Origin of the sequence: Arthrobacter sp. ISL-48 (assembly GCF_018613805.1) — a bacterium.
Taxonomy (GTDB): Bacteria; Actinomycetota; Actinomycetes; order Actinomycetales; family Micrococcaceae; genus Arthrobacter.
In genome coordinates this window covers 288,175-310,541 of the sequence record NZ_JAGGPL010000013.1, presented here as the reverse complement: position 1 = coordinate 310,541, position 22,367 = coordinate 288,175, and the positions used below count along the sequence as shown (strand labels likewise).

The window sequence follows — 22,367 nt, the reverse complement described above, 5'->3', positions numbered from 1 at the left end:
GCTGGTCCATGACAGTTCTTGGGATGAAGTGGGCCGGGTTGCCGGAACGTTTTCTGTTGACATGTGGTTCCTGCTCTCGTGTAGACGCGGGGATGGTGATGAGGCTGAGCCCCGACGTTTCTGGGAGGATGGGTCAGCCGGGCAGATGGGGGAAGTCCGTGACGTCATGCAGTAGTGAATCCGTATTCACTACTGCATTAGTATGAATCTATATTTGAAACAATCGAACAGGACGAACACATGGCACTTGCTGACATTCACGAAGCGGTTTCGGCCCTCCAGACGGGACGGCCCGTCATCGCCGTCGACGATGAGGACCGCGAGAATGAGGGCGACATCATCATGGCGGCCCAGCACGCCACGCCGGAGTGGCTGGCTTGGATCATTCGGGTTTCCAGCGGCTTTGTGTGCGCCCCGATGACCAACGAGTTGGCGGATGCTCTGGAGCTGCCGCTGATGACCGAGGACAACAAGGATTCCCTCCGGACTGCCTACACGATCACGGTGGATGCGGCGGGCCAGTCCACGACCGGCATCAGCGCAACGGACAGGGCGCGTACCCTTCGGGTGCTGGCAGATCCGACATCCGGTCCTGCTCATCTGATCCGTCCCGGGCATGTGCTTCCCCTTCGTGCCGTTGATGGGGGGGTGCGGCAGCGTCCGGGCCATACAGAGGCCGCCGTTGACCTGCTGAAGCTTGCCGGCCTCGCCCCGGTCGGTGTCATCGCTGAGGTCGTTGCTGATGACGGTGAGATGATGAGGCTTCCCGGGCTGCTGGAACTCGGCCTGGAAAAGGGGCTTCCTGTTATCAGCATCGCCCAGCTGGTGGCGGCCCTGGAGAACTGATCCGGGGCGGCCACCAGCGGCTGCTATTGGGCGCAGAAGCCGCCGTCGACGAGGAGGTCGATGCCGGTACAGAAGGATGCTGCGTCTGAGAGGAGGAATACCGCCGGGCCGGCCATTTCAGACGGATCAGCGATGCGCTTCATCGGCGTCTCCTGGGCGAAGATTTCCATCTGGTTGACCATTTCCGGCCGGGAGTTCATCTTGGTCATGGTGTAGCCGGGGCTGAGCGCGTTGACGCGGATACCACGCTCGGCCCATTCCATCGCGAGCGATTTACTCAGGTGAATGACCGCTGCTTTAGCACTGTTGTAGTGTGCCTGCAACAGGCCCCTGTTGACGATGCTCCCTGACATAGAGGCGATGTTGACTATTGATCCGCCGCCGTTCCTGAGCATGGCACGGCCTTCGGCCTGGCAGCTGAGGAAAACGCCGGTTACATCAATGTCATAGACCTTCTGCCACTGAGCCAGGGGCAACTCCTCTGCCGGCGCTGCGTTGGCTATGCCTGCGGAATTGACCGCCAGGGTGAGCGGGCCTAGATCTGCTTCGATTTTGGCGACTGCTTCTTCAAGTTCGTCCGCCTTCGTTACGTCGGCCGCGACAAAGATCGCCCGGCCTCCGGCTTCCTTGATGCGGTGTACGGTCTCGTCCGGTCCTTCTCCTGGGAGGTCAACGATCCCGATGGCGCCGCTTTGCTGTGCGATGCCGAATGAGATGGCCTGCCCGATGCCGGACCCGCCTCCGGTCACGAGGGCTGTACGCCCGCTGAGGGCGAAGCTCAGTTTCGCAGTCATTTGTTGTCCTTTGAGTTTTAGGGCGCCTTGTCTGATTCCAGATTGAGCGCGGTTTTCTTGTCAGTGATTAGTACGTTGATCCAGTGGCCCTGGACGGCAGCACGTATCGCTGCGTACTTCCTGGCACCACCGGCAACCCCGATTCGCCGGTCGACTTTGAGCATCTGTTCGGGGCTGATCCCAAGAACCCTGTCGTTGAGATCGGATTCGACGAGTGCGCCGTCCCTGTCGAAGAACCTCAGGCAGATGTCCCCTACTGCTCCCGACGCGGCGAGGGCTTTGAGATTGGATTGGTTGAGTGAGTTACCTGATTCGCGAAGAAGCGGCGAGGGTTCGATGCTTCCGATGCCTACCAGGAGCGTGTCCAGCCGGTCCCAGTCGGCGGCGACTTCAGCGACGAAGGGATCCTCGAGGAGGGCGTCACGGCCGCCACGGCTGGAAACGATGCCAGGAGCCGGCAGGTACCGGGGGGTGCCTTTCGTGACCGTTGCCAGGCGGTCCGCGAGATGCGTCGCCCGCACCTGTACTTCGGGGTTCCCCACTCCGCCGATGACCTGGACTACGCTCTCAGCGGTTTTAACATTCCGTGGGGACATGGCGTCCACCGTTGCCAGAAGCGTCGAGGACCAGGACGATAGGCCCACCCTGTTGCCGCCGGTGAGGGTCACCTCGAGGTAACCTGCGGCCGCCGTGCCGATGCCCCGGATGATGGATGCTTCGTCATCAGTCTGGAGGTCCGCGATGACCACAGCCCGCAGGCCGTACTTGGCCGCCACGGCGTCTTCCAGATCTGATTCGGTTCCCGCGGGCGCAACGACGATGGTCCGGACAATGCCTTCTCGGACCGCGTCGGTCAGCCACCGGGAAACCCTGGACTGGGAGACGTTGAGCTTGTCAGCAATGTCCGCCTGACTCATGTTCTGCTCGTGGTACATCCTCGCAGCTTTTACCATCAGGCCCAGTTGCTGGGGAGTGAAAGTCCTTGTTCTCTGGGCCACGGCGTTCCTTCGGTTGTCATCGGGCAGGGTCCGATTATTTCACGTTCCTCCTCCTCTCTTAGAGTGTCGCGAGTGACATGACTTTTGACGGGGTCGCCTCGGAGGCATCCAGGATGCCCTGGTTCCGTCCGCGGGCGAGAACCATGACCCGGTGGGCGAGGCCCAGCACTTCCTCGAGATCGGAACTGACGACGATGACGGCGTTTCCGTTGCGGGCCAGTTCAGCGACGACTTCGTAAATGGAGGCCCGCGCCCCGACGTCGATGCCACGCGTAGGTTCATCGAGGATGATCAGGCGCGGGTCGCGTTGAAGCCATTTGCCGATCACGATTTTCTGCTGGTTGCCGCCCGAGAGTGAGGACACGGGCAGCGCCACGTTTCCCTTCATTCCGATGCCCTTCGCCACCGTCGCGGCGAACCTGCGCACCTTGGCCGGTGAGATCCAGCCGGAGGTGCTGACCTTCCCCAAATTGGGAAGTGCGATGTTGTTCTCGATGGTGTCGCTGACGACCAGTCCCTGCTGCTTACGGTCTTCGGGTATCAGTACGACGCCTGCTTTGATGGCTGCCATCGGGTTGTCGGGTTTCAGGTTTTTTCCATCGACGACTACCGTTCCCAGACGGTGCTCGGCGCCGGCTATGGCGCGGACGAGTTCGGTGCGTCCGGCCCCGACGATGCCGGCGATGCCGAAGATTTCCCCGGCCCGCACGGTAAAGGAAACGTCCATGAAGTCGCCGGCCTTGTCGTGGAGGTCCTTTACTTCCAGCACGATTTTGTCCGTGGGCGGGGGCACATCGGGGAAGAGCCGATCCACCGGGCGTCCGACCATTTCTTCCACCAGCTGGTTGGGGGAAACCTCCCCGGAGGCATGTTCGGTGATCTTCTTGCCGTCCCTGAGGACAACGATACGGTCGGCGATCAGAGCTATTTCAGCGAGGCGGTGGCTGACGTAGATGAACGACACGCCTTCGGCTTTGAGTGCCCTGACACAGTCGAAGAGAGCGTCCGTTTCGGCCTGGCCCAGTGCAGCGGTGGGTTCGTCAAGGATGAGCAGTGACGCGTCGAGCATGAGTGCTTTTGCGATTTCTACCTGTTGCTGGCCCGCGACGCTGAGGTCCCGGACTTTGCTGTCCATGGCGCCGTTGAAGCCTAGACGCTTCAACTGGTCCTTTGCCTTCTCTCGCATGGTGCGGGCGTCCAGGAAGCCGCTGCGCATCGGCCATCGGCCTACCATGACGTTCTCGGCAACGGTCAGGTCCGGCAGCAGCCGCATCTCCTGGTGAATCAGGCCGATGCCGAAGGCGATGGCATCGCCAGGTGACGTCGGAGCATAAGGCTCTCCGTTCCAGGTCATGGTTCCCGTTGTCGGTTGGGTGACTCCGGCGATGATGGTGGAAAGCGTCGATTTTCCTGCCCCGTTTTCTCCGAGCAGGGCAACGACTTCCCCGGGCCTGATGTCCAGGTCGATGTCCTGGACTGCGATAGTGCCGGGGTATTCTTTGGTGGCGCCGCGGACGCGAAGTCCACGAGTGTCCGCAATAGGCATTTTGAGCTCCGTTGGCTAGGGAAACGGCCTGGGCGGGTGGTGCCCGGGGAGGGCACCACCCGTGGGACGATCAGGGGTGCGTTGTGATGAACGGGTCGACGTTCTCCTTCGTGGTCAAAACGCCTGCCTGAAGCTGTTCGGGGGCCAGCTTTTCGCCGTTGGCCAGCTTGATCGCGGACTCCAGGGCGAGCTTGCCCATGCCCTGGGTCGGCTGGGTAATGGTCGCGCCGAGGGTGCCGTTCTTTACCGCTTCCAGGCCGGCCTTGTCGCCGTCAAAGCCGACAATAGTGACGTCCTTGACGCCGGCGTTGCGGACCGCCTGCGCTGCTCCGAGCGCCAGTGCGTCTGCACGGCCGAAGAAGATGTTGATGCTTGGATTCGCCTGAAGCATGTCCGTGGCGAGCTGGTAGCCCTCGTCCTGCGCCCACTGCTGGGAGGCCTGGCGGGCGACTTCCTTGATGCCGGGGAACTGCGTCATGGCGTCCTTGAAACCGGTGTCGCGTGCAACTTCAGGGGTCGTTCCGATCTGACCCTGAATGACACCGAGCTGTCCCTTACCTCCGGTCTGCTTTCCGACCCATTCACCCAGCGTCTTGGCGGCAGCAACGCTATCGGTGGCAATAAAGGTGTCCCCGGGCGCACCTTCGGGGTTGCGGTCCACAGCGACGATGGGGATATGTGCTGCCTTGGCCGCCCGGACCGGGACGGTGGCCGCGGTTGCTCCGGCGGGAATGTAGATGATCGCGTCGACCTGCTGGGTGATGAAGTCCTGGATCTGCGAGACCTGCGTATTGGAGTCACCCTTCGCATCAGCGACGACGACCTTGACGTTTTGTTCCTTGGCGGCCGCTTCGACGGACTGGCGGATCTGGTTGAAGAAGTCGGCCTGCTGGTTGGCTACCGCCAGGCCGATGGTCTTCTGCTTCCCACCTCCGCCGCTCCCGCCCGTGCCGGCGCTGCCGCCGCTGCCGCCGCAGGCAGCCAGTGAGAAGGTGGCCGCGATGGCTACAGCAGTTACTGCGATTTTTCTGAACATTTTCATCTCCATTGATATTTACGATTGGTACTGCATGGGTTTGAGGTGGGCGAGAGGGGCCGTTAGGCGCGCTTGCGCCGGAGGACGTCTGCCATCACAGCGATGGCGATGACTAGGCCGATGACGATCTGTTGGATGAACGGCGAGACGCCCAGGAGGTTCAAGCCGTTGCGCAGGACTCCGATGATCAGGACGCCGATCACGGTCCCGCCGATGCGGCCGACGCCGCCGCTCAGACTGGCCCCGCCAATGACGACTGCGGCGATGACGTCGAGCTCATAGCCGCTTCCTGCGCTCGGCTGGGAGGAGTCGAGACGGCTGGCGAGAACGATTCCGCCAAGGCCGGCCAGGGCACCTGCTGCAACGTACACCCAGATGGTGACCTTCTTGACGTGGATACCGGCCAGCCGGGCGACTTCGGTGCCGCCGCCGATGGCGTAGATGGAGCGTCCGGATGCCCGGTACTTCAGCCACGCCCAGGCCACCAGATACAGGGCCAGAACGACCAGGAGCGTGATCGAGAAGAAACCAAGGTACCTCTCGGAGGAGAAATTAAAGAACCATTCCGGGTAGCCCACGATCTGCTGACCGTCAGTGATCAGGTTCGCCATTCCGCGCCCGATGGACATCATTGCCAAGGTCGCAATGAACGGTGGCAGGTTGGCGTAGGTGATCCCGAGTCCGTTGATCGAACCGGCGAGCGCACCGACCGCAATGGCTGCCAGCATTGCGCTCCACATCGGCCAGCCCCCCTGATGCGAGAGCCACCCAAGGACCATGGTGGAGAGTCCGAGGATGGAACCCACTGAAAGGTCGATGCCGCCGGTGATGATGACGGCGGTCGCCCCGACGGACAGGATGCCGAGAACGGTCACCTGGTCCAGGATGTTGATGATGTTTCGCGTGGTGAGGAAGAAGGGGGACGCGAAGCTCAGGATGACAAACAGGGCGATGAGGCCCAGCAGGGCACCGCCGCTGCCGGAAAACAAACGCGCGCTGAGTTGTGAAAACATAGGCGCCTTCGCGCCCGTTTCTTGAGGTGCTCCACCGGGCCGGTGGGCTATTTGTTGACTCATGATTGACTCCGTTGGCAGTAGAGGTGGGCCCTAGTTCATGAACATTCCGCCATCAATGTTGATGGCCTGTCCGGTGATATAGCTGCCTGCGTCCGAGGCTAGGAAAAGGAGCAGGTTTGCCACGTCCGTTGCTTCGGCGGGGCGCTTGAGAGGTATGCCATCGATCCATTCCTGGATGAGCTCGCCCGGTTTGTAATTACCTAGGCGGCTGCCCCATTCCCGGTCGTTGTATTCCCACATTTCGGTCTTGACGATGCCGGGACAGTAGCTGTTAACGCGGACCCCGGACGGTGCGAGTTCCTTGGCGAGTGATTGGGTGAGGCCGATGACGCCGAACTTGCTGGCTGCATAGTGGGGAGTAAAAATGAATCCCTGCCTGCCCTGACCGCTGGAGGCATTGAGAATTACACCGTGCTCGCTGGCCTTCAGCAGGGGAGCTGCTTCCCGGCAGCAAAGGAAAACGGCCGTGGTGTTGACGGCGAGGACTTTGTTGAATTCGTCCAGGGTGAGGTCTTCGAGGTTGGCGATCGTGATGATCCCGGCGTTGTTGACAAGGATGTCCAGGCCGCCCCAAAGCTCGATTGTCTTGGCGAATGCCGCCTTGACCTGGGCCTCGTCGGTGACATCCGCTACTGCGTGGTCGACGTCAAAGCCGGCTGCCCGGAGATTCGCCGCCGCCTCGCTGACCTGCGGGCTGCGGTCAACAAGGAGTACCGAGGCGCCGGCCTCGGCGAAGGCCTGGCCAATGCCGTAGCCGATCCCGCTGGCTCCGCCCGTAACCAGGGCGCGACGTCCCTTGAAATGGCCCTGAAAGATTTCAGATCCGATCATTGTGTTCATTAGTCACTCCGTTACTGCCGGGGCCAATGCGACGTGCATTGTTCCCGGCGTGCTGGGGAAAGTGTCTTCAGGGGACCAGCGTGCCCTGGCCACCGCACGGGACCAGCTTGACCTTCTGCGGTCCGCGTCCTGGACGGGCATTACCGGAACGATCTCGTTCCTGTCCCGGGGGAGGCTTTCAGCGGCCTCCCGGCTGAACAGGCCCGTCTCGATCGCGGCCATGTGTGCCACACCCAGTGCTGAAAGATCCGGGACCGCGCTGCGCAGTACTGTGCGCTGGCTCAGATCAGACTGCAGCTGCATCAGCCAGGGGTTGGATGTCGGGCCGCCATCGGCCAGCACAGAGCTGATCCGCGGCGAGACGGCCTGCTCGGCCGCCCGCAGCACATCTTCGATCTGGAGGGCAATTGCTTCGAAGGCGGCCCGGGCCAGGTGGGCCGAGGTCGTTCCGAGGTTGAATCCACTGATAGTGGCTTCTGCGCGTTCGTCCCACCACGGGGCACCAAGTCCTGCGAATGCCGGGACAATGTTGACCCCGCCGCTGTCCTCTACCGTCCGGGCCAGCGAGTCCAGATGCGCGACGTCACAGTCGAGCACCTGGGACAGCCAAACAGCGGTGGCGCCTGTGGCCAGGATGTTCCCTTCGAAGGCGTAACGCGGGGTTCCGTCATGCCAGGCCAGCGTCCGGACCAGACCGCCCATGTCGGCCGGACGCACCTCATCCGGGAGCAGACCCATCACGGAGCTGCCCGTACCGTAGGTGGCCTTGACCGTGCCCGGGCCCCGGACGCCGTGTGCGTACAGCGCCGAGTGTGAGTCGCCCATGACAGCGTGGACCCGGAAACCCTTAGCCTGCCCCCCGAGCACGGGAGAGCTCGCCGCGTTGGACGCCACGATCGTCGGCAGGACCTGAGCCGGGACATTGAAGAGATCGAGCAGTTGCTGGTCCCAGTCCACTGAATCAAGGTTCAAGAGCTGAGTGCGGCTTGCGTTCCCCGCCTCGATCCTGTGTTGACCCGTTAGGCAGCTCAGTAGCCAGGAATCGACGGTTCCGGCTGCGATTTTTCCCGCCTTGCTGAGGCGTCGGTCCGGGTCCGCGGCATCCAGGAGCCACTGGATTTTCAGTGCTGAGAACATCGGGTCAATCGGCAGGCCGGTCGACTGGCGGACCAGGTCGCCTGCACCGTCGCCGATCAGGTTTTTGGCCTGTTCGGCGGTGCGGCGGTCCTGCCATCCCAGAACCGGGCCCAAGGGCTGTCCGGTCTCACGGTCCCAGATCATCGCTGACTCGCGCTGGGTGCTCACCCCAAGCCCCAAGACCGTGTTTTCCAGGCCCTCGAGGCTGTCTGAGACCGCCTTAAGGACGCTGTCGCGTATGACGTTGGGATCCTGCTCGACCCAACCCGGCCGGGGGTGCTGCTGCGTGAGACTGACCTGCGCCCGGGCGATGATCCCGCCCGAGCCGTCCATGACCAGGGCCTTCGTAGCACTCGTGCCTTGGTCCACCGCGACAACTACGGCGGTCTCGGCAACGGCAGGGGCCAGGTTAGTCACGATGCAGTACCTCACGCGCTGCGGCGGAAATGTGGTCTGCAGTAAGGCCGAAGTGGTCCAGCAGGAATGCGGTGCTGCCGGTGGGCGCGAAATGGTTCAGGCCCAGAATGCGCATCGGAACGCGGGCTCCATCCTCCAGCTGGCCTACAACACTTGCTACCGCGGCGCCCAGGCCGCCGGCGACGTTGGCTTCCTCTGCCGTGATGATGGCGCCGGTCTGGCGGGCCGCGTCCTTGATTGCATCTTCATCGAGCGGGCTCAGGTACGCGGCGTTGAGGACGCGGGCAGAGACTCCCTCGGCGGCGAGCGACGCGGCTGCCCACAGGGCCCGGGACACTTCGGTTCCGGTGGCGATGATGGTTACGTCGCTTCCTTCCCGTGCGACGACGAACTTTCCGCGTTCGAGCCCGACGTTGTCCTCGGACACGTGCGGGACCTTGAACCGCCCAACACGGATGTACGTGGGCCGCGGATCGGCCACTGCATTGCGGACCGCGGCGCGGGTCTGTGCTCCGTCGGCGGGAACAACAATGTCCAGGCCCGGCAGCGCACGCAACCAGGAGAAGTCCTCCACGGAGTGGTGGGTCGGACCAAGCTCGCCGTAGGCCATGCCCGGGCTCATGCCACACAGAATAACGTTGTGCTGGCTGTACGCCACGTCCGCCTTGATCTGTTCCAGCGAGCGGCCGGTCAAGAAGGGCCCGGCCGCGCAGACGAACGGAATGAGGCCCGCGTTGGCCAGCCCGGCACCGACGCCAACCATGTTCTGCTCGGCGATGCCGACGTTGATCAGACGGTCCGGGAACTCATCCCGGAATTTGGTCAGGTTGCTGGAACCGACCGAGTCGTTGCACACCGCAACGACTTTGTCGTTGGTGCGGGCAAGCGCGATCAGCTCGTCGGCAAAATCCTGGCGGTTGTCGAACGTGGGTGCATCGTTCAGCACGCTAGTTGTCGTCATGACAGCTCCTGAAAAGCCTGAAGGGTTTGTTCTTTGGACGGTACTTTGTGGTGCCATTCGACTCGGTCCTCGATGAACGAGACGCCTTTGCCCTTGATGGTATTGGCGATGACAGCCACGGGGGAGCCTGTGGTGGAGGGACGCATGGCGTCAATGAGGTCGTTGTAGTTGTGGCCGTCAACGATCCGCACTTCCATGCCGAAAGCGGCAAGACGGGCATCGAGCGGATCAAGCCCGTTCGTCTCTTCGGTCCTCGCGCCCTGCTGGAGACGGTTGCGGTCAACAATGAGAGTCAGGTTGTCCAGCTTCTGGTGGGACGCCGACATCAGTGCTTCCCAGTTGCTGCCTTCCTGCATTTCGCCGTCGCCGGTGACAACGAAGACCCGCGAACCGCTCTTCAGCAGTTTCGCGCCGATTGCTGTACCGACCGCAACCGGGAGACCGTGACCCAGCGGGCCGGTGTTGGTCTCGACCCCGGGAACTTTCACCCTGTTCGGGTGCCCGTTCAGGGCGGACAGGGGCGCCATGAACGTGTCCAGTTCCGATACGGGGAAGAAACCGCTGTGGGCCAGAGTCGAGTACAGGGCGCCCGCGCAGTGGCCCTTGCTGAGGATGAAATGATCGCGGTCTTCCTTGCGGTGATCCTCCGGATCGACATTCATCACCGCATCAAAGAGCACCGTCAAGATGTCCGTGACTGAGAAGTCCCCGCCGATATGGCCCTGGCCGGCATCAGAAATCATTTTCAGGATGGAGCGGCGCGTGGCCTGGGCGCGCTCGTGCAGCTTTGCGGCGCGCGTGGCGGGGTCACCGTCCAGAACTTCCTGGCGGAGGGATCGCCAGGCGGCGGCCTGGGAAGCGTCTGCAGTTAACATTTTGCATATCCATTCAGTAGTGACTGTATGTGCAACCATGTTACCTATGCCACATTGAAAGTGTCAATGCACCTTGAAGCCGGCTCTCAGTCGGCACTGTCGGATGGGAGAGCGGTACACGTCAAAGCGGTTCAAGGCGATGGCCACGATGTTCGCTTGGAGCGGAGGGTGGCAGCGCTTTAAACGACGCCTCCGACCGGCGGTCGACATCGCCCAGCGAGCGGACTGTCGAAACCTTTTTCGTTGCTAGAATCCGGAGCGACTTGCGGGCGAGGTCTGGAACCTTGTTCGCGGCTTCACGGTGCTCAAGCTGGGCGGCTACTTCCCAGTTCGCAGATCTGATCGCTGACGTCTTCGCGGATATCATTTGACCGAGGCACCTGGCGGCATCGCGCTTGTTCAGGGCTTTGTTAATAGGGCATCGTCGGGCCGCACAAGTGTGGGTCCGGACCTGCTGGACAACACCAACGACGCCCCTGAATGGTTCTGGCGGCCTGACCAAACGCCCCCGGTGAACGTCCGAGTTTGAGTGCCGATGACCTCGAACCTCTCCGACGCGCTCGAAGGGACCTCGCCTCCTTCCTTACATCGAGGAATGGGCAGCGGGACGCTATTTTTTCTCCGATTTCCGGACGCGCGGAGATTGTCGTGGACGGATCAGCTGTGAAGTTGCAACCAAGTGGTACTGGCCACAAGCAAGTATTGGCTTTGGTTTGCGGCGCTCTCTACGAGGCGCAGATTGAAGGAAGCCTGCGAGGATCTGTCTGAATGAATGGCGTTATGTGCCGTTCTACGACAGGTCCAAGAACAACAGCGTCATCTGGTCCGACTCAACGTCATGCGGGAACATCGCCAATGTGCGGGCGTCACGGGCGCATAAGAACGCTGAGCAGTATGCGCGGCTCTAAGTCAATGAGAACCACAACACGGCGCCATGTTCATGCCATCGGCGGCCAGGCCGGGTCCGCCACCCAGTCGTTCAGTGGGACTCGTCCAGTTGGTCCCAGCAATGATGGGTCAACGCTCACGGGTGGGTACCATTCAAGCCGTCATGAGGTCCGGCACGTTCGCAGATGGGTACAGTTCGGACCGTCCTGATGGGCTCCTATCAGACCGACATACTCACTCTGCAACCGCCAGCCGCAGGCGCTCGAGCGCCATTCGCCTGCGGTGGGCAGCCTTCGCCCGGGGGTGTTCTTCGATGATGACTGATACCGTCAGGGCAGCGCAAATCACCAGCATGCATAGGGGCAGGGCCACCCCTGCGGCGGCCAGTCCGACGCTGAGGCCGAGCAGAAGCACCACGACAACGGCCACCCCAACAATCATCCGGTCCGGGCCCAGCATGGCGCTATGCAGCCATGTCAGAGTGATCTTGAAAACTGCCACCGGAGCGGCGATGCTGGCTATGGCCACGGCGGCACTGATGTGCGCTTCGTGGTCGATAAAGTAGGCGGCGACATGCAGGCCTGCTCCAGTGGCGGCAATCGCAGCAAAAATGGGCATGTGGCCGTAGCCGAATTTAAAGGAACGATTCCTCTGCAGATGCAGGGCTTGGGCCGCCGGGAGAAGGAAGTAGGTCCACCACATGCCGAAGGCAATGGCAGTCCCGGCAAAGCCCACCACCGCAGCGTCCAAGGTCCAGCCGTGGTTGCCAACAACCGCACGCAATGCCTCAATGACCCCGAAAAGGCATTCACCCAAAGCGATGATTGCGAGCAGGCCGTAGCGTTCAGCGATGTGATGAGCGTGCCAGGGGGTCCTCATCTTCCGCTCGGCGAGTGCAGGAGCGGCCCACTCAAACGCGAACAGCGGGACGGTCATCAGGAAGGTGGTCGGGATGTCCGCCGGAACGAGCATCACTATTACCCAACCGAGCTGCGCAACCACGAGGTATTTAGCGAAGTTGAGGCAGGTCTGCCGCCTCTGTGGGTCCTGCCTGGCGGCCCGCAACCACTGGGATACCAGCGCCAGCCGCATGATCACGTAGCCCGCAACGATCCCCACGTTGTCCACATGATGGCCCTCCACGAGGGAATCGAACAACGGCTCAATGCCCATGGCCAGGATCAGTACGCCCAGCATCTGCACCATGGTGACGATGCGGAAAATCCAGTCATCGGTGTCGTATGCGCTGGCGAACCAGCTGAAGTTGATCCACGCCCAGATAACGCAGAACATGGTGAAGCCAAAACCTAGGAGGCCGGCCGCGAAGTGGGCCTCAGCGATCTCGTGGGCGAACTGGCCGCCCGCTACGCCGAAGGCAATCACAAAAGTCAGATCGAAGAACAGCTCCAGCGGAGTGGCTGTCCGGTGCTTCTCTGCGGGATCCCGGCCGCCCATACGAATCAGGGGGTGCCCCGGGGGATTCGTGCCCATAAACGGCGCCTCCTGCTATACGCGGCCGAGGGAGTCTATGTCCTCCAGGAACTCAGTGTAGACGGCTTTGCTGACCGTGGTCCGCGTCTCCCCGAATGCGTCCAGGTAGCCTAGTCCTGCGTGGCAAGACCCTTTGTACGGACTCCCGCCTACGAGATGCGCGTGGGTTTCAGGCGTCCCGGCCAACCGCGACGGCTTATTCATCCGCCATCGAACTCGAACAAGGGACAGGACAAGCAATGACCGTTGAGGCCACCGCCGCCGAACCAGCCACAACCGACAGTTCCGGCCTCCGGGTACTGCGGCCCAGGGTGGAACATCACCGCGTTCCAATGGGAATCGGTGAAGCGAAACCGCGCCTGTCCTGGCAAACTCAGGCTCCACGCGACTGGGTCCAGCACAGCTACGAAATCAGGGTCTCCGGAATTGAGGGAGAGGGAATCTCCCCACGGGTCCATTCGTCCGAATCGGTGCTCGTTCCTTGGCCTTTTCCGGTGCTTGAGTCCAGGGCTCGCCGGACAGTGCAGATCAGGGTGTGGGGGACAGATGGAACATCCTCGGACTGGAGCGAGCCTCTCAGCCTTGAAGCCGGACTGCTGGACCCTGACGACTGGATAGCAAAAGCGGTCGCTCCTGACTGGGAAGAAGATCACGACGTCGACCTGCCGCCGCCGCTGATGCGTAAGTCTTTCCAGGCGAGCTCACCGGTGGCGTCAGCCCGTCTCTATGTCACCGCACATGGGCTGTACGAGATGGAAATCAACGGCACACGCGTCGGCGACGAGGCCCTCGCCCCAGGCTGGACCAGCTATAACCAGCGACTACGCTACTCAACGTACGACGTCACCGGCCTCCTCAATGATGGCGAAAACGTGGTTGGCGCCTGGATGGCCGATGGCTGGTACCGGGGACGCATTGGCTATCACGGCGGCACCCGCAACATCTACGGCGAGAAGCTGGCACTGATCGCGCAGTTGGAAATCACTTACGGGAACGGCACGCGCGAGACCATCGCCACCGACGAAACATGGAAAGCATCCCTTGGCCCCATCACCATGGCCAGCCTGTACGACGGGGAACGCTACGATGCCCGCCTGGAAAAGACTGGGTGGTCACAAGCTGGCTACAGCGACGAGAGATGGTCCGCAGTCCGCATAATGGACCGCGATGCAGCCACCCTCCAGGCCCCTCCAGGTCCCCCCGTCAGGTGCACTGAGGAGGTGACTCCGCAAAGGATCTGGACGTCGTCGTCGGGCAAGACGCTGATCGACTTCGGTCAGAACCTCGTGGGCAGGCTGCGGGTGAACGTCCAAGGCAACGCAGGTGAAACCGTGACACTCCGGCACGCCGAGGTCCTCCAGCAGGGCGAGCTGTATATCAGGCCGCTCCGGTTTGCCGCTGCCACCGATGAGTACACGATCGCAGACGCCTCCGAAACAACGTGGGAACCACGCTTCACGATCCATGGCTTCAGATATGCCGAAGTCAGCGGCGCCGTCGGCGCCGTCGATCTTGAATCCGTCGTGGCTCGTGTCTACCACACCGACATGGAGAGGACCGGATGGTTCGAATCCTCGGACCCCCTCCTCAACCGGCTGCACGAGAATGTGCTGTGGAGCATGAGGGGCAACTTCGTCAGCATTCCCACGGACTGCCCACAGCGCGATGAGCGCCTCGGCTGGACCGGGGACATCCAGGTCTTCGCCCCCACGGCGTCCTACCTCTACGACTGCTCCGGAATGCTTGCCGGCTGGCTTCAGGATCTAGCCGGGGAGCAGCATCCCGACGGCACTGTTCCCTGGTACATCCCGTGGGTGGAGGTCCAGGGCGGATGGGACGCCAGCGTACCTGGCGCTGTTTGGGGCGACGCCGCCGTCCTCACGCCTTGGACGTTATATGAGCGGTTCAATGACCTGGGCGTACTCGCGGTGCAGTACCCGAGCGCGAAGGCATGGGTGGACCTCATGGCCGAACGCGCCGGCGACACCTACCTCTGGGATAAGGGGTTCCAGCTGGGCGACTGGCTTGATCCCGCGGCGCCGCCCGAGGACCCCGCTGACGCCCGCACGGACAAGTACCTCGTTGCCACCGCCTACTTCGCATGGTCGGCGCGCCACCTGAGCCTAACGGCCGGCGTACTGGGAAAAACCGAGGATGAGAACCGTTACGCGCTGCTCGCCGATAAGGTAAAGGAGGCGTTCGCTGCCAATTACATCCTCCCTGACGGAACGATGACCAGCGACGCGCAGACGGCCTACTCGCTCGCACTGGTATTTGACCTCATGCCGACGAAAAACCAGAGACGCCGTGCCGCGGACCGGCTGGCGGCACTGGTAGCCGAGGCAGGAAACCGGATTGCTACCGGATTCGCCGGCACACCGGCCATCAGCGATGCACTGACCATGGGCGGTCACGCTGACACTGCGTACGACCTGCTTCTGGAAAAAGACTGCCCGTCCTGGCTGTACGCAGTCATCGAGGGTGCGACGACGATCTGGGAACGCTGGGACAGCCAGCGCCCTGACGGAACAGTCAATCCCGGCGAGATGACCTCCTTCAACCACTATGCCTTGGGAGCAGTAGCGGACTGGATGCACCGCACCATCGGCGGGCTTGCCCCCGCTGCTCCCGGATACCGCAAAATCAGCGTCCGGCCCCGCCCAGGCGGCGGGCTCACGCACGCCAGGGTACGGCACCTGACTCCATATGGACCCGCTGAGGTGGCCTGGAAAATCCGAGGCACTCAGCTGGTCGTTGACGCCACCATACCCACAGGCACATCAGCCGTCGTCGACTTGCCGGGAGCGCAACCCCGGGAGGTAGGTTCCGGAAGTCACCGGTTTTCGGTAGTACTGGACTAGTGCGCCCCGGGCCAGAATGGGGCATCGGGCTCAGTCCGAATCAATGAGCTCCAGCAGTTTCTTTGCGGCGTCGCGGATGTCATCGTGCCCGTACTGGGCCGCCCTGCCTTCGAGCGAGATGACGGCGCAGCGGTGGACTTTCTTGAAGTCACCGAAGGGGAAGCTCACACTGCCCTTGGTGCCATCGGATTTTTCGTCGTCCCTGCCCAAATGCCATTCGGCGAAATCTGCGAAGCCGTGCTTGTCGATGAAAGTATTTTCGTCGTCGGAGGAGGGCGAGTGTTCGCTCCAGTCATCACGGACATCCCTTTCGACTTTTCCTCCCTCGATGAGTTTGCGGGCGTGCGTCAGCGCCTTGCGGTTGAGTTTGACGGCCATGGTGTCTCCCGGGGGGCGAGGTCGGATACTGGCAATTCCAGCCTAGGACCCAAACTTAATTCCCGCGAGACGGTTCCGAAACGCGCCCACAACATTCACGCCCTACTTTCAGGGGATGACTTCTCCTTTGATGGCCCGCCTCTTTTCGTGGATAGCCGACGTGTTTCTTTGCGATTCCGTTGACCAGGCAGCCGCCGCCATGGCGGACTCCACACGCTGGGGCTGGCTGCCGGCCCTGAGTGGTGTTGCTGTCGGTGGCGACCATGCCCGCTCCGCACATGGTGCAGAAGGCCTGGCACCGCGACAGGGCACCCAGGGAACGGCTTAGGCCGCCAGCAAAGGCTCACGAACGCCGCAGGAACGGGAAATCCCGCCAGCAAATCCAGCATGGATCGACCCGTAATGTCTGGTTGCGCACACTTTTCTCCAAGTAACGGCTTAATGACCTAAACTGCTTCACTGAGGTGCCTGAAATGGCGCAGCGCAGCAACGAAAGTGAACCACGCTATGGCTACCGATTACGACGCTCCACGTAAGACAGAAGAAGATTCTCCCGCGGAATCCCTGGAGGCTCTTCAGGCGTCCCGTGCCGGTAATGCCCAGACCGCAGTTATCGACGTCGACGAGAACGATACTGCCGAAGGCATCGACCTGCCCGGCGCTGATCTCTCAAACGAAGAACTGACGGTCATTGTTGTTCCCGAGCAGTCCGATGAATTTACCTGTTCGTCCTGCTTCCTGGTCCGCCACCGGTCCCAGGTGGCCCGTGAAAAGAACGGCATGAAGTACTGCCGCGAATGCGAAGGCTAAACAGCCGTCACATACATCGTGAAGCGCCGGCCACCCCCTGGATGGCCGGCGCTTCCTATGGCTCGATCCGGCGTCGTTATGACGCATAACGGTAGCGTCCAGAAACGGTGAACATAGGGTCACTTTCCGCCCCTCAGCCCCTCCAGAATTACGCCCGCGTGACCGGACGAAGGACTCCCTAACGGTTCCGTGCCGAAGCGGCCACGACCCTACTTAAGGACGTGCAAGGCTCCTACGCTTGAGCTACCTAATCACTCGAAGGGTGGCCCACAATGAAAAAGATTCATACGTGGCTGGCAGTTATCTTGATGGCTGTCGGATTAGGTTTCCTGGCTCCGGGGCCCGCCTCGGCAGCCACATCCTATTGCGGACTCGTATGGGGGTCGCTGGCCGAATCAAACCCGGCCATGAGTACCGCTTCGGTGACCAACGTCCGGACGGGGCAGCACTACTGCTTCGACCGGATGGTGGTTGATCTCAACGGCCCTGCCGCCGGCTACACGGTCCAGTACGTTCCCGTGGTGGTCCAGGACGGTTCAGGTTTTGAAATCCCGCTGCTGGGCAGCGCGTTCCTCCAGGTCACTGTGAACGCACCGTCCTACGACAGCAACGGAAACGTCACGTACAGCCCGGCGGCCAAGGCCGAACTGTCCGACGTTTCGGGATACCAGACCTTCCGTCAGGTAGCTTACGCAGGCAGTTTTGAAGGCTATACAAGCATCGGACTGGGCGTCCGTGCCCGGCTCCCGTTCAGGGTCTTCACCCTGGATGGACCGGGATCCGGATCCCGGGTGGTCGTGGACGTAGCGCACTTCTGGTGATCGCCTGTTAGGTGAGGCACCGGTCTTGAGATAAGCACAGGAAACCAAGAAAACGGTGCCCTGCTCCGGAGATCATCCGGGCAGGGCACCGTTTTCTGCTGGTACCAGGAGGAGCTACTCGGGAACCACCAGCGCGGGAGTGTCCCGGCGGATGGTTTCGCCACGGAAGAACCCCGGGCTGACCCTTGCCATGACCGCCATGAAGACAGCTCCGAGGGCCAGGATTCCGATGCCCAGGACAAAGACCAGGCCGACGCCGAAGACCTCCGAGCCGCTGCCGAACTCCGGGGCCCAGCTGTCCATGGCCGTCTGCAGGAAGACCACGAACAGTCCCACCCCGCCAATCACCGGGCACAGGAGCCGCAGCACGAAGTTGCGGACGCTGCTGAAGACGCTGTTCCTGAAGTACCAGGCGCAGGCGATGGCGGTGAGCCCGTAGTAGAAGCAGATCATCAGGCCCAGCGCCAGGATGGTGTCATTGAGGACGTTCTCGCTGATGACGTGCATGACGGCGTAGAACCCCGCGGACAGGATACCGGCGGCAACGGTGGCGAAGCCCGGCGTCGAAAAGCGCTTGCTCATACGGCTGAACGGTTCCGGCAGGGCGCCGTAGTGGGACATGGCCAGGAGACTCCGCGACGGCGACATGAACGTGGACTGCAGGGAGGCGGCGGAACTCGAAAGGACGGCGAGGGACATCAAGATGGCAAACGGGCCCATGATCGGGGAGGCCAGGGCCGTGAAGATGTTCTCGTGGTTCTCCGCGTTGTTCAGCCCGTTGCCGGTATCCCCGACGCCGGCGAACATCATGGTAGCGATGCTCACCAGGAGGTAGATACCGAGAACGATGATGGCCGTCAGGGTTCCGGCGAGGCCCGCGGTCTTTTTACCGTTGGCGGTTTCCTCATTCACCGTGAGGCAGACGTCCCAGCCCCAGTACACAAAGATGGACAGCGAGATGCCGGCGGCGATCTGGCCGAACGTCTCGATTTTGGTGACGTCGAACCATTCCCAGCTGAACGGGATGGCCGTCTCCGACGTGGACCAGTTGGCGAAGGCCATGCCAACGAACAGTCCCAGGACCAGCAGCTGGAATCCCACCAGGCCGTACTGGACCAGCTTTGTGGTGTGCAGGCCGCGGTAACTGACCCACACTGCCAGTGCCACGAAGACGAAGCATGTCAGTACGTTCAGTGGCTTGTTGGCGGCGAGGTCGGCCAGTTCAGGTGAGCCTGTCAGCTGGGAGAGGAAGAGGTAGAAGAAGTCCACGGCCACCCCGGCCAGGTTGGACAGGACGATGATGTTGGCAGCGAGGAGCCCCCAGCCGCCCATCCAGCCCACCCACGGGCCGAAGGCCTTGGTGACCCAGGTGAAGGTGGTGCCGCTGTCCGGGGAATCGGCGTTGAGTTCCCGGTAGGCGAGGGACACCAGGATCATGGGGATGAAACCGATGAGGAAGATGACGGGCAGCTGCAGGCCGGCCTCGTTGACTGTGGGGCCCAGGGCGCTGGTGAGGGTGTAGGCCGGGGCAATGGTGGAGATGCCAAGGACAACGACGGCGAGGAGGCCTAGTTGCCCGCCTTTCAGGCCTTTGGCGGTGATGCCGTGCGCGGTGCTGGGGGCGTTACGGATGGTTTGCGTCATGTCCGTACTTTCTAGGAGGCAGCAGGCTGCTGTTGGGTGATGCAGTGGATTCCGCCGCCGCGGGCGAAGAGTTCCCGTGCGTCAATGCTGACAACGCGGCGGCCAGGGTAGGCGTCCGCCAGGATCTGGAGGGCTTTGTCATCGTTGGGGTCCGCGAAGCTGCAGGCTATGACCCCTCCGTTGACCACCACGTGGTTGATATAGCTGTAGTCCACGAACCCTTCATCGTCCGTGAGCGTTTCAGGGGCGGGAACTTCGATGATGGTCCACTCGCGGCCGGCCGCGTCCCGGGTGGTGCGCAAATAGCTGATGATGTCGCGGCAGACCTGGAAATCCGGGTGGGCAGGGTTTTCCTGCGAATGGACCAGCAGTGTTCCCGGCGAAGGGATGGCTGCCACGATGTCAACGTGGCCGCGGGTGCCGAACCGCTCCGAGTCCCGCGTCAGGCCACGGGGGAGCCAGATCACGTGTGTGGCGCCGATTGTCCGTGCCAGCTCGGCCTCGACATCCGTGCGGCCGAGTCCGGGGTTGCGTCCCGGATCGAGCTGGACGGTCTCGGTAACCAGGACAGTTCCCTCGCCGTCGACCTGGATCCCTCCGCCCTCGTTCACCAGGGCGGAGACGATGTGGCGGGAGCTCGATCGTGCGGAGAGCTCGGCGGCGATCAGGGCGTCCTTGTCCCAGCGGGCCCAGTCCTGCGCGCCCCAGCCGTTGAAGACCCAGTCGACGGCGCCCCTGTGTCCCTTCCCGTCGACCACAAACGTGGGCCCGATGTCCCGCATCCACGCATCGTTGAGCGGAGCGGCGAGTACCTCGACGTCCGGGTGGAGGTACCGGGAGGCCATATCGATGTCGTTGGGGTCAACCACCATGGTTACCGGTTCAAATTCGACGGCGGCGTTGGCCACCGCTGCCCAGGTGGACCGTGCTGCGTGGGCGGTTTCCCCGGTGTCGCCCAAGGTGTACCCGCCGGTGGGGAAGGCCATCCAGAGCCGCTCCTGCGGAGCGGTCTCCGCCGGCATCCGCCAGCCCGTCATGAGCACACCTCCTGGACTCCGTGTGTGGATGGGGCGGACGCCGTTCGCGCAGGTTCGCCGAAGAACAGCTCGCCCCCTAACGGTTGACCGGGGCGGACAGGCTCGGTGAGTCGCCCGTACGTGTCGGGACGGCGGGTTGCCAGGAAGGGGAAGAGTGTCAGCCAGTCCCGCCTCTGGTCAAGGTCGAGGTCCGCCACCAGCACGGCGGACTGGTCGCGCGGCGCCTGGACAAGGATCCGGCCGTACGGATCGGAAATGAAGGAGGAGCCGTAGAAGTTGAGCGTTCCTTCATTTCCCCAGCGGTTGGGCGCCACCATGAACAGGCCGTTGGCGATGCCGTTGCCCACGATCACCTGCTGCCACAGCGGCTGGGTGTCCAGGTCCGGGTGGTCGGGCTCGGAGCCGATGGCCGTGGGGTAGACAAGGATCTCGGCACCGCCGAGCGAGTACAGCCTTGCCACCTCGGGGAACCATTCATCCCAGCAGGTGGGCATGCCCAGTCGCGCACCGGCGAGCTCGGCCGGCGCGTGGACCTCATAAGCGTCAGCGGCAGCGGGGCCCTGGCGGAAGAACTTGTCTTCGTAGTAGCCGGCAGTGACGGGAATGTGCAGCTTATGGGTGCGTGCCAGGAGCTCACCTTCGGGGGAGACCAGGATGGCAGTGTTGAGGCCCAGTCCGTCATCGGTACCGTCCGGGTTTTCGGCGCGCTGGTAGAGCGAGGCGTGGACGGAAACCCCGTGGCGCCGCGCCGAGTCGGCCGCGAACGTGAACGTGGGTCCTGACAGCAGATCCTCAGCGGCATCCGACGGCCGGGGCCGCACAGTTCCCGGGCTGGCGGTGTCGTTGGCCGGAAGCGTGTCTGCGGGATAGCGCGAGAGCGTGAGCTCCGGAAGGAACACCACGCTGGCGCCGAGCCGTGCGGCACGTTCGATGCCCTCGTCGAGTTCGGCCAGTAAAGCTGCGTTGTCTGCGTGCCATTGGTGCTGCACCACTCCCACCCGGAGGGCAGGGCGGGCGGACGGCATTGTCCGCGCAAGGGAGGGAGGTGAGTCGAGGCAGGAAATTTCTATCATGTGGCTACTCCAGTGAGACGACCGTCACTAAATGAATGACGTTCATTTAGTATGGAGGGTGGGGACCGTTACCGCAAGGGCCTAAATGAATTGAGTTCGTTTTCGGGGTCGATTGCGTCAAATTAGTAAGCTCACTGAGAAATTTTGCATTGCCCTCCCGAACGCGCGCCGCGTACTGATAGCGTCGGGTCCACTGGACCAATCGAGGAGGATTTCATGAAAGCTTCACCGACCCTGACCAACAACATGCAGGCCGTGCTTGCAGACCTGATCGAGCTGCACATCCAGGGCAAGCAGGCCCACTGGAACATTGTGGGGACCAACTTCCGTGACCTCCACCTCCAGCTGGATGAAATCGTCGAAGCCGCCCGCCAGTTCGCGGATGACCTGGCAGAGCGCATGCGCGCCCTGCACGCACTGCCGGACGGGCGCAGTTCGACGGTGGCTGAATCGACGAGCCTGGCCCAGTTCCCCGAAGGCCTGATCAACACCAGGGATGCCATCGAGCGGATCGTTGCGGCCTTGGAGGCTGCCGTGGGGACCATGCGGAAGGTCCATGACGAGGTGGATGAAGAGGATCCCACTACGGCGGACCTCTTGCACGAATTCATTGCCAGGCTGGAACAATACGCCTGGATGGTCAATGCTGAGACCCTGAAGGCGTCCGCCAGCGTGACTACTCCCGACGCGGAGTAGCGACGCAACGGAGCATATACAACCCGCACTGACACAGCCTGCAGCACCAGAGCGCCCGGCGTCGGATACATTCCGGCGCCGGGCGCTTTTGTGCGCACAGGGCTTTTGCGCCTGACAGATAAGTCGCAACGGTTGACTTTTC

Annotated in this window: 20 protein-coding genes and 1 pseudogene; 7 read left to right on the top strand and 14 right to left on the bottom strand. The window is 62.4% G+C overall.

Going from position 1 to position 22,367, the window contains the following annotated elements:
• Positions 1-240: 240 nt before the first annotated feature.
• Positions 241-840: pseudogene (gene ribB, locus J7E83_RS13830) on the top strand (3,4-dihydroxy-2-butanone-4-phosphate synthase); the annotation flags it as partial.
• 29 nt (positions 841-869) lie between these two features.
• Here the strand turns inward: ribB and J7E83_RS13825 are convergent.
• From J7E83_RS13825 to J7E83_RS13785, 9 genes are all read right to left on the bottom strand, one after another.
• Positions 870-1,640, bottom strand: a complete 771-nt coding sequence (locus J7E83_RS13825; protein WP_214962982.1) for an SDR family oxidoreductase — start codon at positions 1,638-1,640, stop codon at positions 870-872.
• Between the two features lie 17 nt (positions 1,641-1,657).
• A complete protein-coding gene (locus J7E83_RS13820) occupies positions 1,658-2,638 on the bottom strand; it encodes a sugar-binding transcriptional regulator (RefSeq protein WP_311379681.1) in 981 nt (326 codons plus the stop codon).
• Positions 2,639-2,696: 58 nt separating this feature from the next.
• Complete coding sequence (locus J7E83_RS13815) at positions 2,697-4,184, bottom strand: sugar ABC transporter ATP-binding protein (protein WP_214962981.1); 1,488 nt, start codon at positions 4,182-4,184, stop codon at positions 2,697-2,699.
• A 70-nt stretch (positions 4,185-4,254) separates the two neighbouring features.
• Entirely contained in the window at positions 4,255-5,220 is a 966-nt protein-coding gene (locus J7E83_RS13810; RefSeq protein WP_214962979.1) for a sugar ABC transporter substrate-binding protein, read from the bottom strand.
• A 62-nt stretch (positions 5,221-5,282) separates the two neighbouring features.
• Entirely contained in the window at positions 5,283-6,296 is a 1,014-nt protein-coding gene (locus J7E83_RS13805; protein ID WP_251043843.1) for an ABC transporter permease, read from the bottom strand.
• 30 nt (positions 6,297-6,326) lie between these two features.
• Positions 6,327-7,136: an SDR family NAD(P)-dependent oxidoreductase gene (locus J7E83_RS13800; RefSeq protein ID WP_214962977.1), complete on the bottom strand. Its 810-nt coding sequence runs from the start codon at positions 7,134-7,136 to the stop codon at positions 6,327-6,329.
• 3 nt (positions 7,137-7,139) lie between these two features.
• Positions 7,140-8,690: an FGGY family carbohydrate kinase gene (locus J7E83_RS13795; protein ID WP_214962975.1), complete on the bottom strand. Its 1,551-nt coding sequence runs from the start codon at positions 8,688-8,690 to the stop codon at positions 7,140-7,142.
• Positions 8,683-9,651 carry a transketolase family protein gene (locus J7E83_RS13790; RefSeq protein ID WP_214962973.1) on the bottom strand — a complete coding sequence of 323 codons (969 nt, stop codon included), beginning with the start codon at positions 9,649-9,651 and terminating at the stop codon, positions 8,683-8,685. Before J7E83_RS13790 ends, J7E83_RS13795 begins: the two co-directional genes overlap by 8 nt.
• Positions 9,648-10,526 carry a transketolase gene (locus J7E83_RS13785; RefSeq protein ID WP_214962971.1) on the bottom strand — a complete coding sequence of 293 codons (879 nt, stop codon included), beginning with the start codon at positions 10,524-10,526 and terminating at the stop codon, positions 9,648-9,650. Before J7E83_RS13785 ends, J7E83_RS13790 begins: the two co-directional genes overlap by 4 nt.
• Positions 10,527-11,284: 758 nt before the next feature.
• Here J7E83_RS13785 and J7E83_RS21605 point away from each other — a divergent pair.
• Positions 11,285-11,434: a CGNR zinc finger domain-containing protein gene (locus J7E83_RS21605; RefSeq protein WP_396020548.1), complete on the top strand. Its 150-nt coding sequence runs from the start codon at positions 11,285-11,287 to the stop codon at positions 11,432-11,434.
• A gap of 214 nt (positions 11,435-11,648) precedes the next feature.
• Here J7E83_RS21605 and J7E83_RS13775 read toward each other — a convergent pair whose 3' ends face one another.
• Complete coding sequence (locus tag J7E83_RS13775) at positions 11,649-12,905, bottom strand: low temperature requirement protein A (protein ID WP_214962967.1); 1,257 nt, start codon at positions 12,903-12,905, stop codon at positions 11,649-11,651.
• A 239-nt stretch (positions 12,906-13,144) separates the two neighbouring features.
• On the opposite strand from J7E83_RS13775, the gene J7E83_RS13770 reads away from it, so the two are divergent.
• Positions 13,145-15,766, top strand: a complete 2,622-nt coding sequence (locus tag J7E83_RS13770; protein ID WP_214962966.1) for a glycoside hydrolase family 78 protein — start codon at positions 13,145-13,147, stop codon at positions 15,764-15,766.
• 30 nt (positions 15,767-15,796) lie between these two features.
• Here the strand turns inward: J7E83_RS13770 and J7E83_RS13765 are convergent, their stop codons facing one another.
• Positions 15,797-16,144 carry a hypothetical protein gene (locus J7E83_RS13765; protein WP_214962964.1) on the bottom strand — a complete coding sequence of 116 codons (348 nt, stop codon included), beginning with the start codon at positions 16,142-16,144 and terminating at the stop codon, positions 15,797-15,799.
• A gap of 115 nt (positions 16,145-16,259) precedes the next feature.
• Between J7E83_RS13765 and J7E83_RS13760 the strand changes: the two genes are divergently transcribed.
• From J7E83_RS13760 to J7E83_RS13750, 3 genes are all read left to right on the top strand, one after another.
• Entirely contained in the window at positions 16,260-16,472 is a 213-nt protein-coding gene (locus tag J7E83_RS13760) for a hypothetical protein (protein ID WP_214962962.1), read from the top strand.
• A 179-nt stretch (positions 16,473-16,651) separates the two neighbouring features.
• Complete coding sequence (locus tag J7E83_RS13755; RefSeq protein WP_214962959.1) at positions 16,652-16,954, top strand: DUF4193 domain-containing protein; 303 nt, start codon at positions 16,652-16,654, stop codon at positions 16,952-16,954.
• A gap of 272 nt (positions 16,955-17,226) precedes the next feature.
• On the top strand, positions 17,227-17,775 hold the full coding sequence (locus J7E83_RS13750) for a hypothetical protein (protein WP_214962957.1): 549 nt from the start codon (positions 17,227-17,229) through the stop codon (positions 17,773-17,775).
• A 114-nt stretch (positions 17,776-17,889) separates the two neighbouring features.
• Here J7E83_RS13750 and J7E83_RS13745 read toward each other — a convergent pair whose 3' ends face one another.
• The 3 genes from J7E83_RS13745 to J7E83_RS13735 are packed head-to-tail and all read right to left on the bottom strand — an operon-like array spanning position 17,890 to position 21,529.
• On the bottom strand, positions 17,890-19,419 hold the full coding sequence (locus J7E83_RS13745; RefSeq protein WP_214962956.1) for an APC family permease: 1,530 nt from the start codon (positions 19,417-19,419) through the stop codon (positions 17,890-17,892).
• Between the two features lie 11 nt (positions 19,420-19,430).
• Entirely contained in the window at positions 19,431-20,456 is a 1,026-nt protein-coding gene (locus tag J7E83_RS13740; RefSeq protein WP_214962954.1) for an agmatine/peptidylarginine deiminase, read from the bottom strand.
• Positions 20,453-21,529: a nitrilase-related carbon-nitrogen hydrolase gene (locus tag J7E83_RS13735; protein WP_214962952.1), complete on the bottom strand. Its 1,077-nt coding sequence runs from the start codon at positions 21,527-21,529 to the stop codon at positions 20,453-20,455. Before J7E83_RS13735 ends, J7E83_RS13740 begins: the two co-directional genes overlap by 4 nt.
• Before the next feature lie 216 nt (positions 21,530-21,745).
• Here J7E83_RS13735 and J7E83_RS13730 point away from each other — a divergent pair, with 216 nt between their 5' ends.
• Positions 21,746-22,225 (top strand): Dps family protein, encoded by a 480-nt coding sequence (locus J7E83_RS13730; RefSeq protein WP_214962950.1) that lies wholly within the window; start codon positions 21,746-21,748, stop codon positions 22,223-22,225.
• Positions 22,226-22,367: the final 142 nt, after the last annotated feature.

Bases quoted from the DNA above. Each gene is read 5' to 3' on its own strand.
- J7E83_RS13740 (WP_214962954.1), bottom strand. From the start codon at position 20,456: ATGACGGGCTGGCGGATGCCGGCGGAGACCGCTCCGCAGGAGCGGCTC.
- J7E83_RS13760 (WP_214962962.1), top strand. From the start codon at position 16,260: ATGACTTCTCCTTTGATGGCCCGCCTCTTTTCGTGGATAGCCGACGTG.
- J7E83_RS13775 (WP_214962967.1), bottom strand. From the start codon at position 12,905: ATGGGCACGAATCCCCCGGGGCACCCCCTGATTCGTATGGGCGGCCGG.
- J7E83_RS13765 (WP_214962964.1), bottom strand. From the start codon at position 16,144: ATGGCCGTCAAACTCAACCGCAAGGCGCTGACGCACGCCCGCAAACTC.
- J7E83_RS13815 (WP_214962981.1), bottom strand. From the start codon at position 4,184: ATGCCTATTGCGGACACTCGTGGACTTCGCGTCCGCGGCGCCACCAAA.
- J7E83_RS13785 (WP_214962971.1), bottom strand. From the start codon at position 10,526: ATGTTAACTGCAGACGCTTCCCAGGCCGCCGCCTGGCGATCCCTCCGC.
- J7E83_RS13735 (WP_214962952.1), bottom strand. From the start codon at position 21,529: ATGATAGAAATTTCCTGCCTCGACTCACCTCCCTCCCTTGCGCGGACA.
- J7E83_RS13810 (WP_214962979.1), bottom strand. From the start codon at position 5,220: ATGTTCAGAAAAATCGCAGTAACTGCTGTAGCCATCGCGGCCACCTTC.
- J7E83_RS13755 (WP_214962959.1), top strand. From the start codon at position 16,652: ATGGCTACCGATTACGACGCTCCACGTAAGACAGAAGAAGATTCTCCC.
- J7E83_RS13745 (WP_214962956.1), bottom strand. From the start codon at position 19,419: ATGACGCAAACCATCCGTAACGCCCCCAGCACCGCGCACGGCATCACC.
- J7E83_RS13730 (WP_214962950.1), top strand. From the start codon at position 21,746: ATGAAAGCTTCACCGACCCTGACCAACAACATGCAGGCCGTGCTTGCA.
- J7E83_RS13805 (WP_251043843.1), bottom strand. From the start codon at position 6,296: ATGAGTCAACAAATAGCCCACCGGCCCGGTGGAGCACCTCAAGAAACG.
- J7E83_RS13825 (WP_214962982.1), bottom strand. From the start codon at position 1,640: ATGACTGCGAAACTGAGCTTCGCCCTCAGCGGGCGTACAGCCCTCGTG.
- J7E83_RS13770 (WP_214962966.1), top strand. From the start codon at position 13,145: ATGACCGTTGAGGCCACCGCCGCCGAACCAGCCACAACCGACAGTTCC.
- J7E83_RS13750 (WP_214962957.1), top strand. From the start codon at position 17,227: ATGAAAAAGATTCATACGTGGCTGGCAGTTATCTTGATGGCTGTCGGA.
- J7E83_RS13800 (WP_214962977.1), bottom strand. From the start codon at position 7,136: ATGAACACAATGATCGGATCTGAAATCTTTCAGGGCCATTTCAAGGGA.
- J7E83_RS13790 (WP_214962973.1), bottom strand. From the start codon at position 9,651: ATGACGACAACTAGCGTGCTGAACGATGCACCCACGTTCGACAACCGC.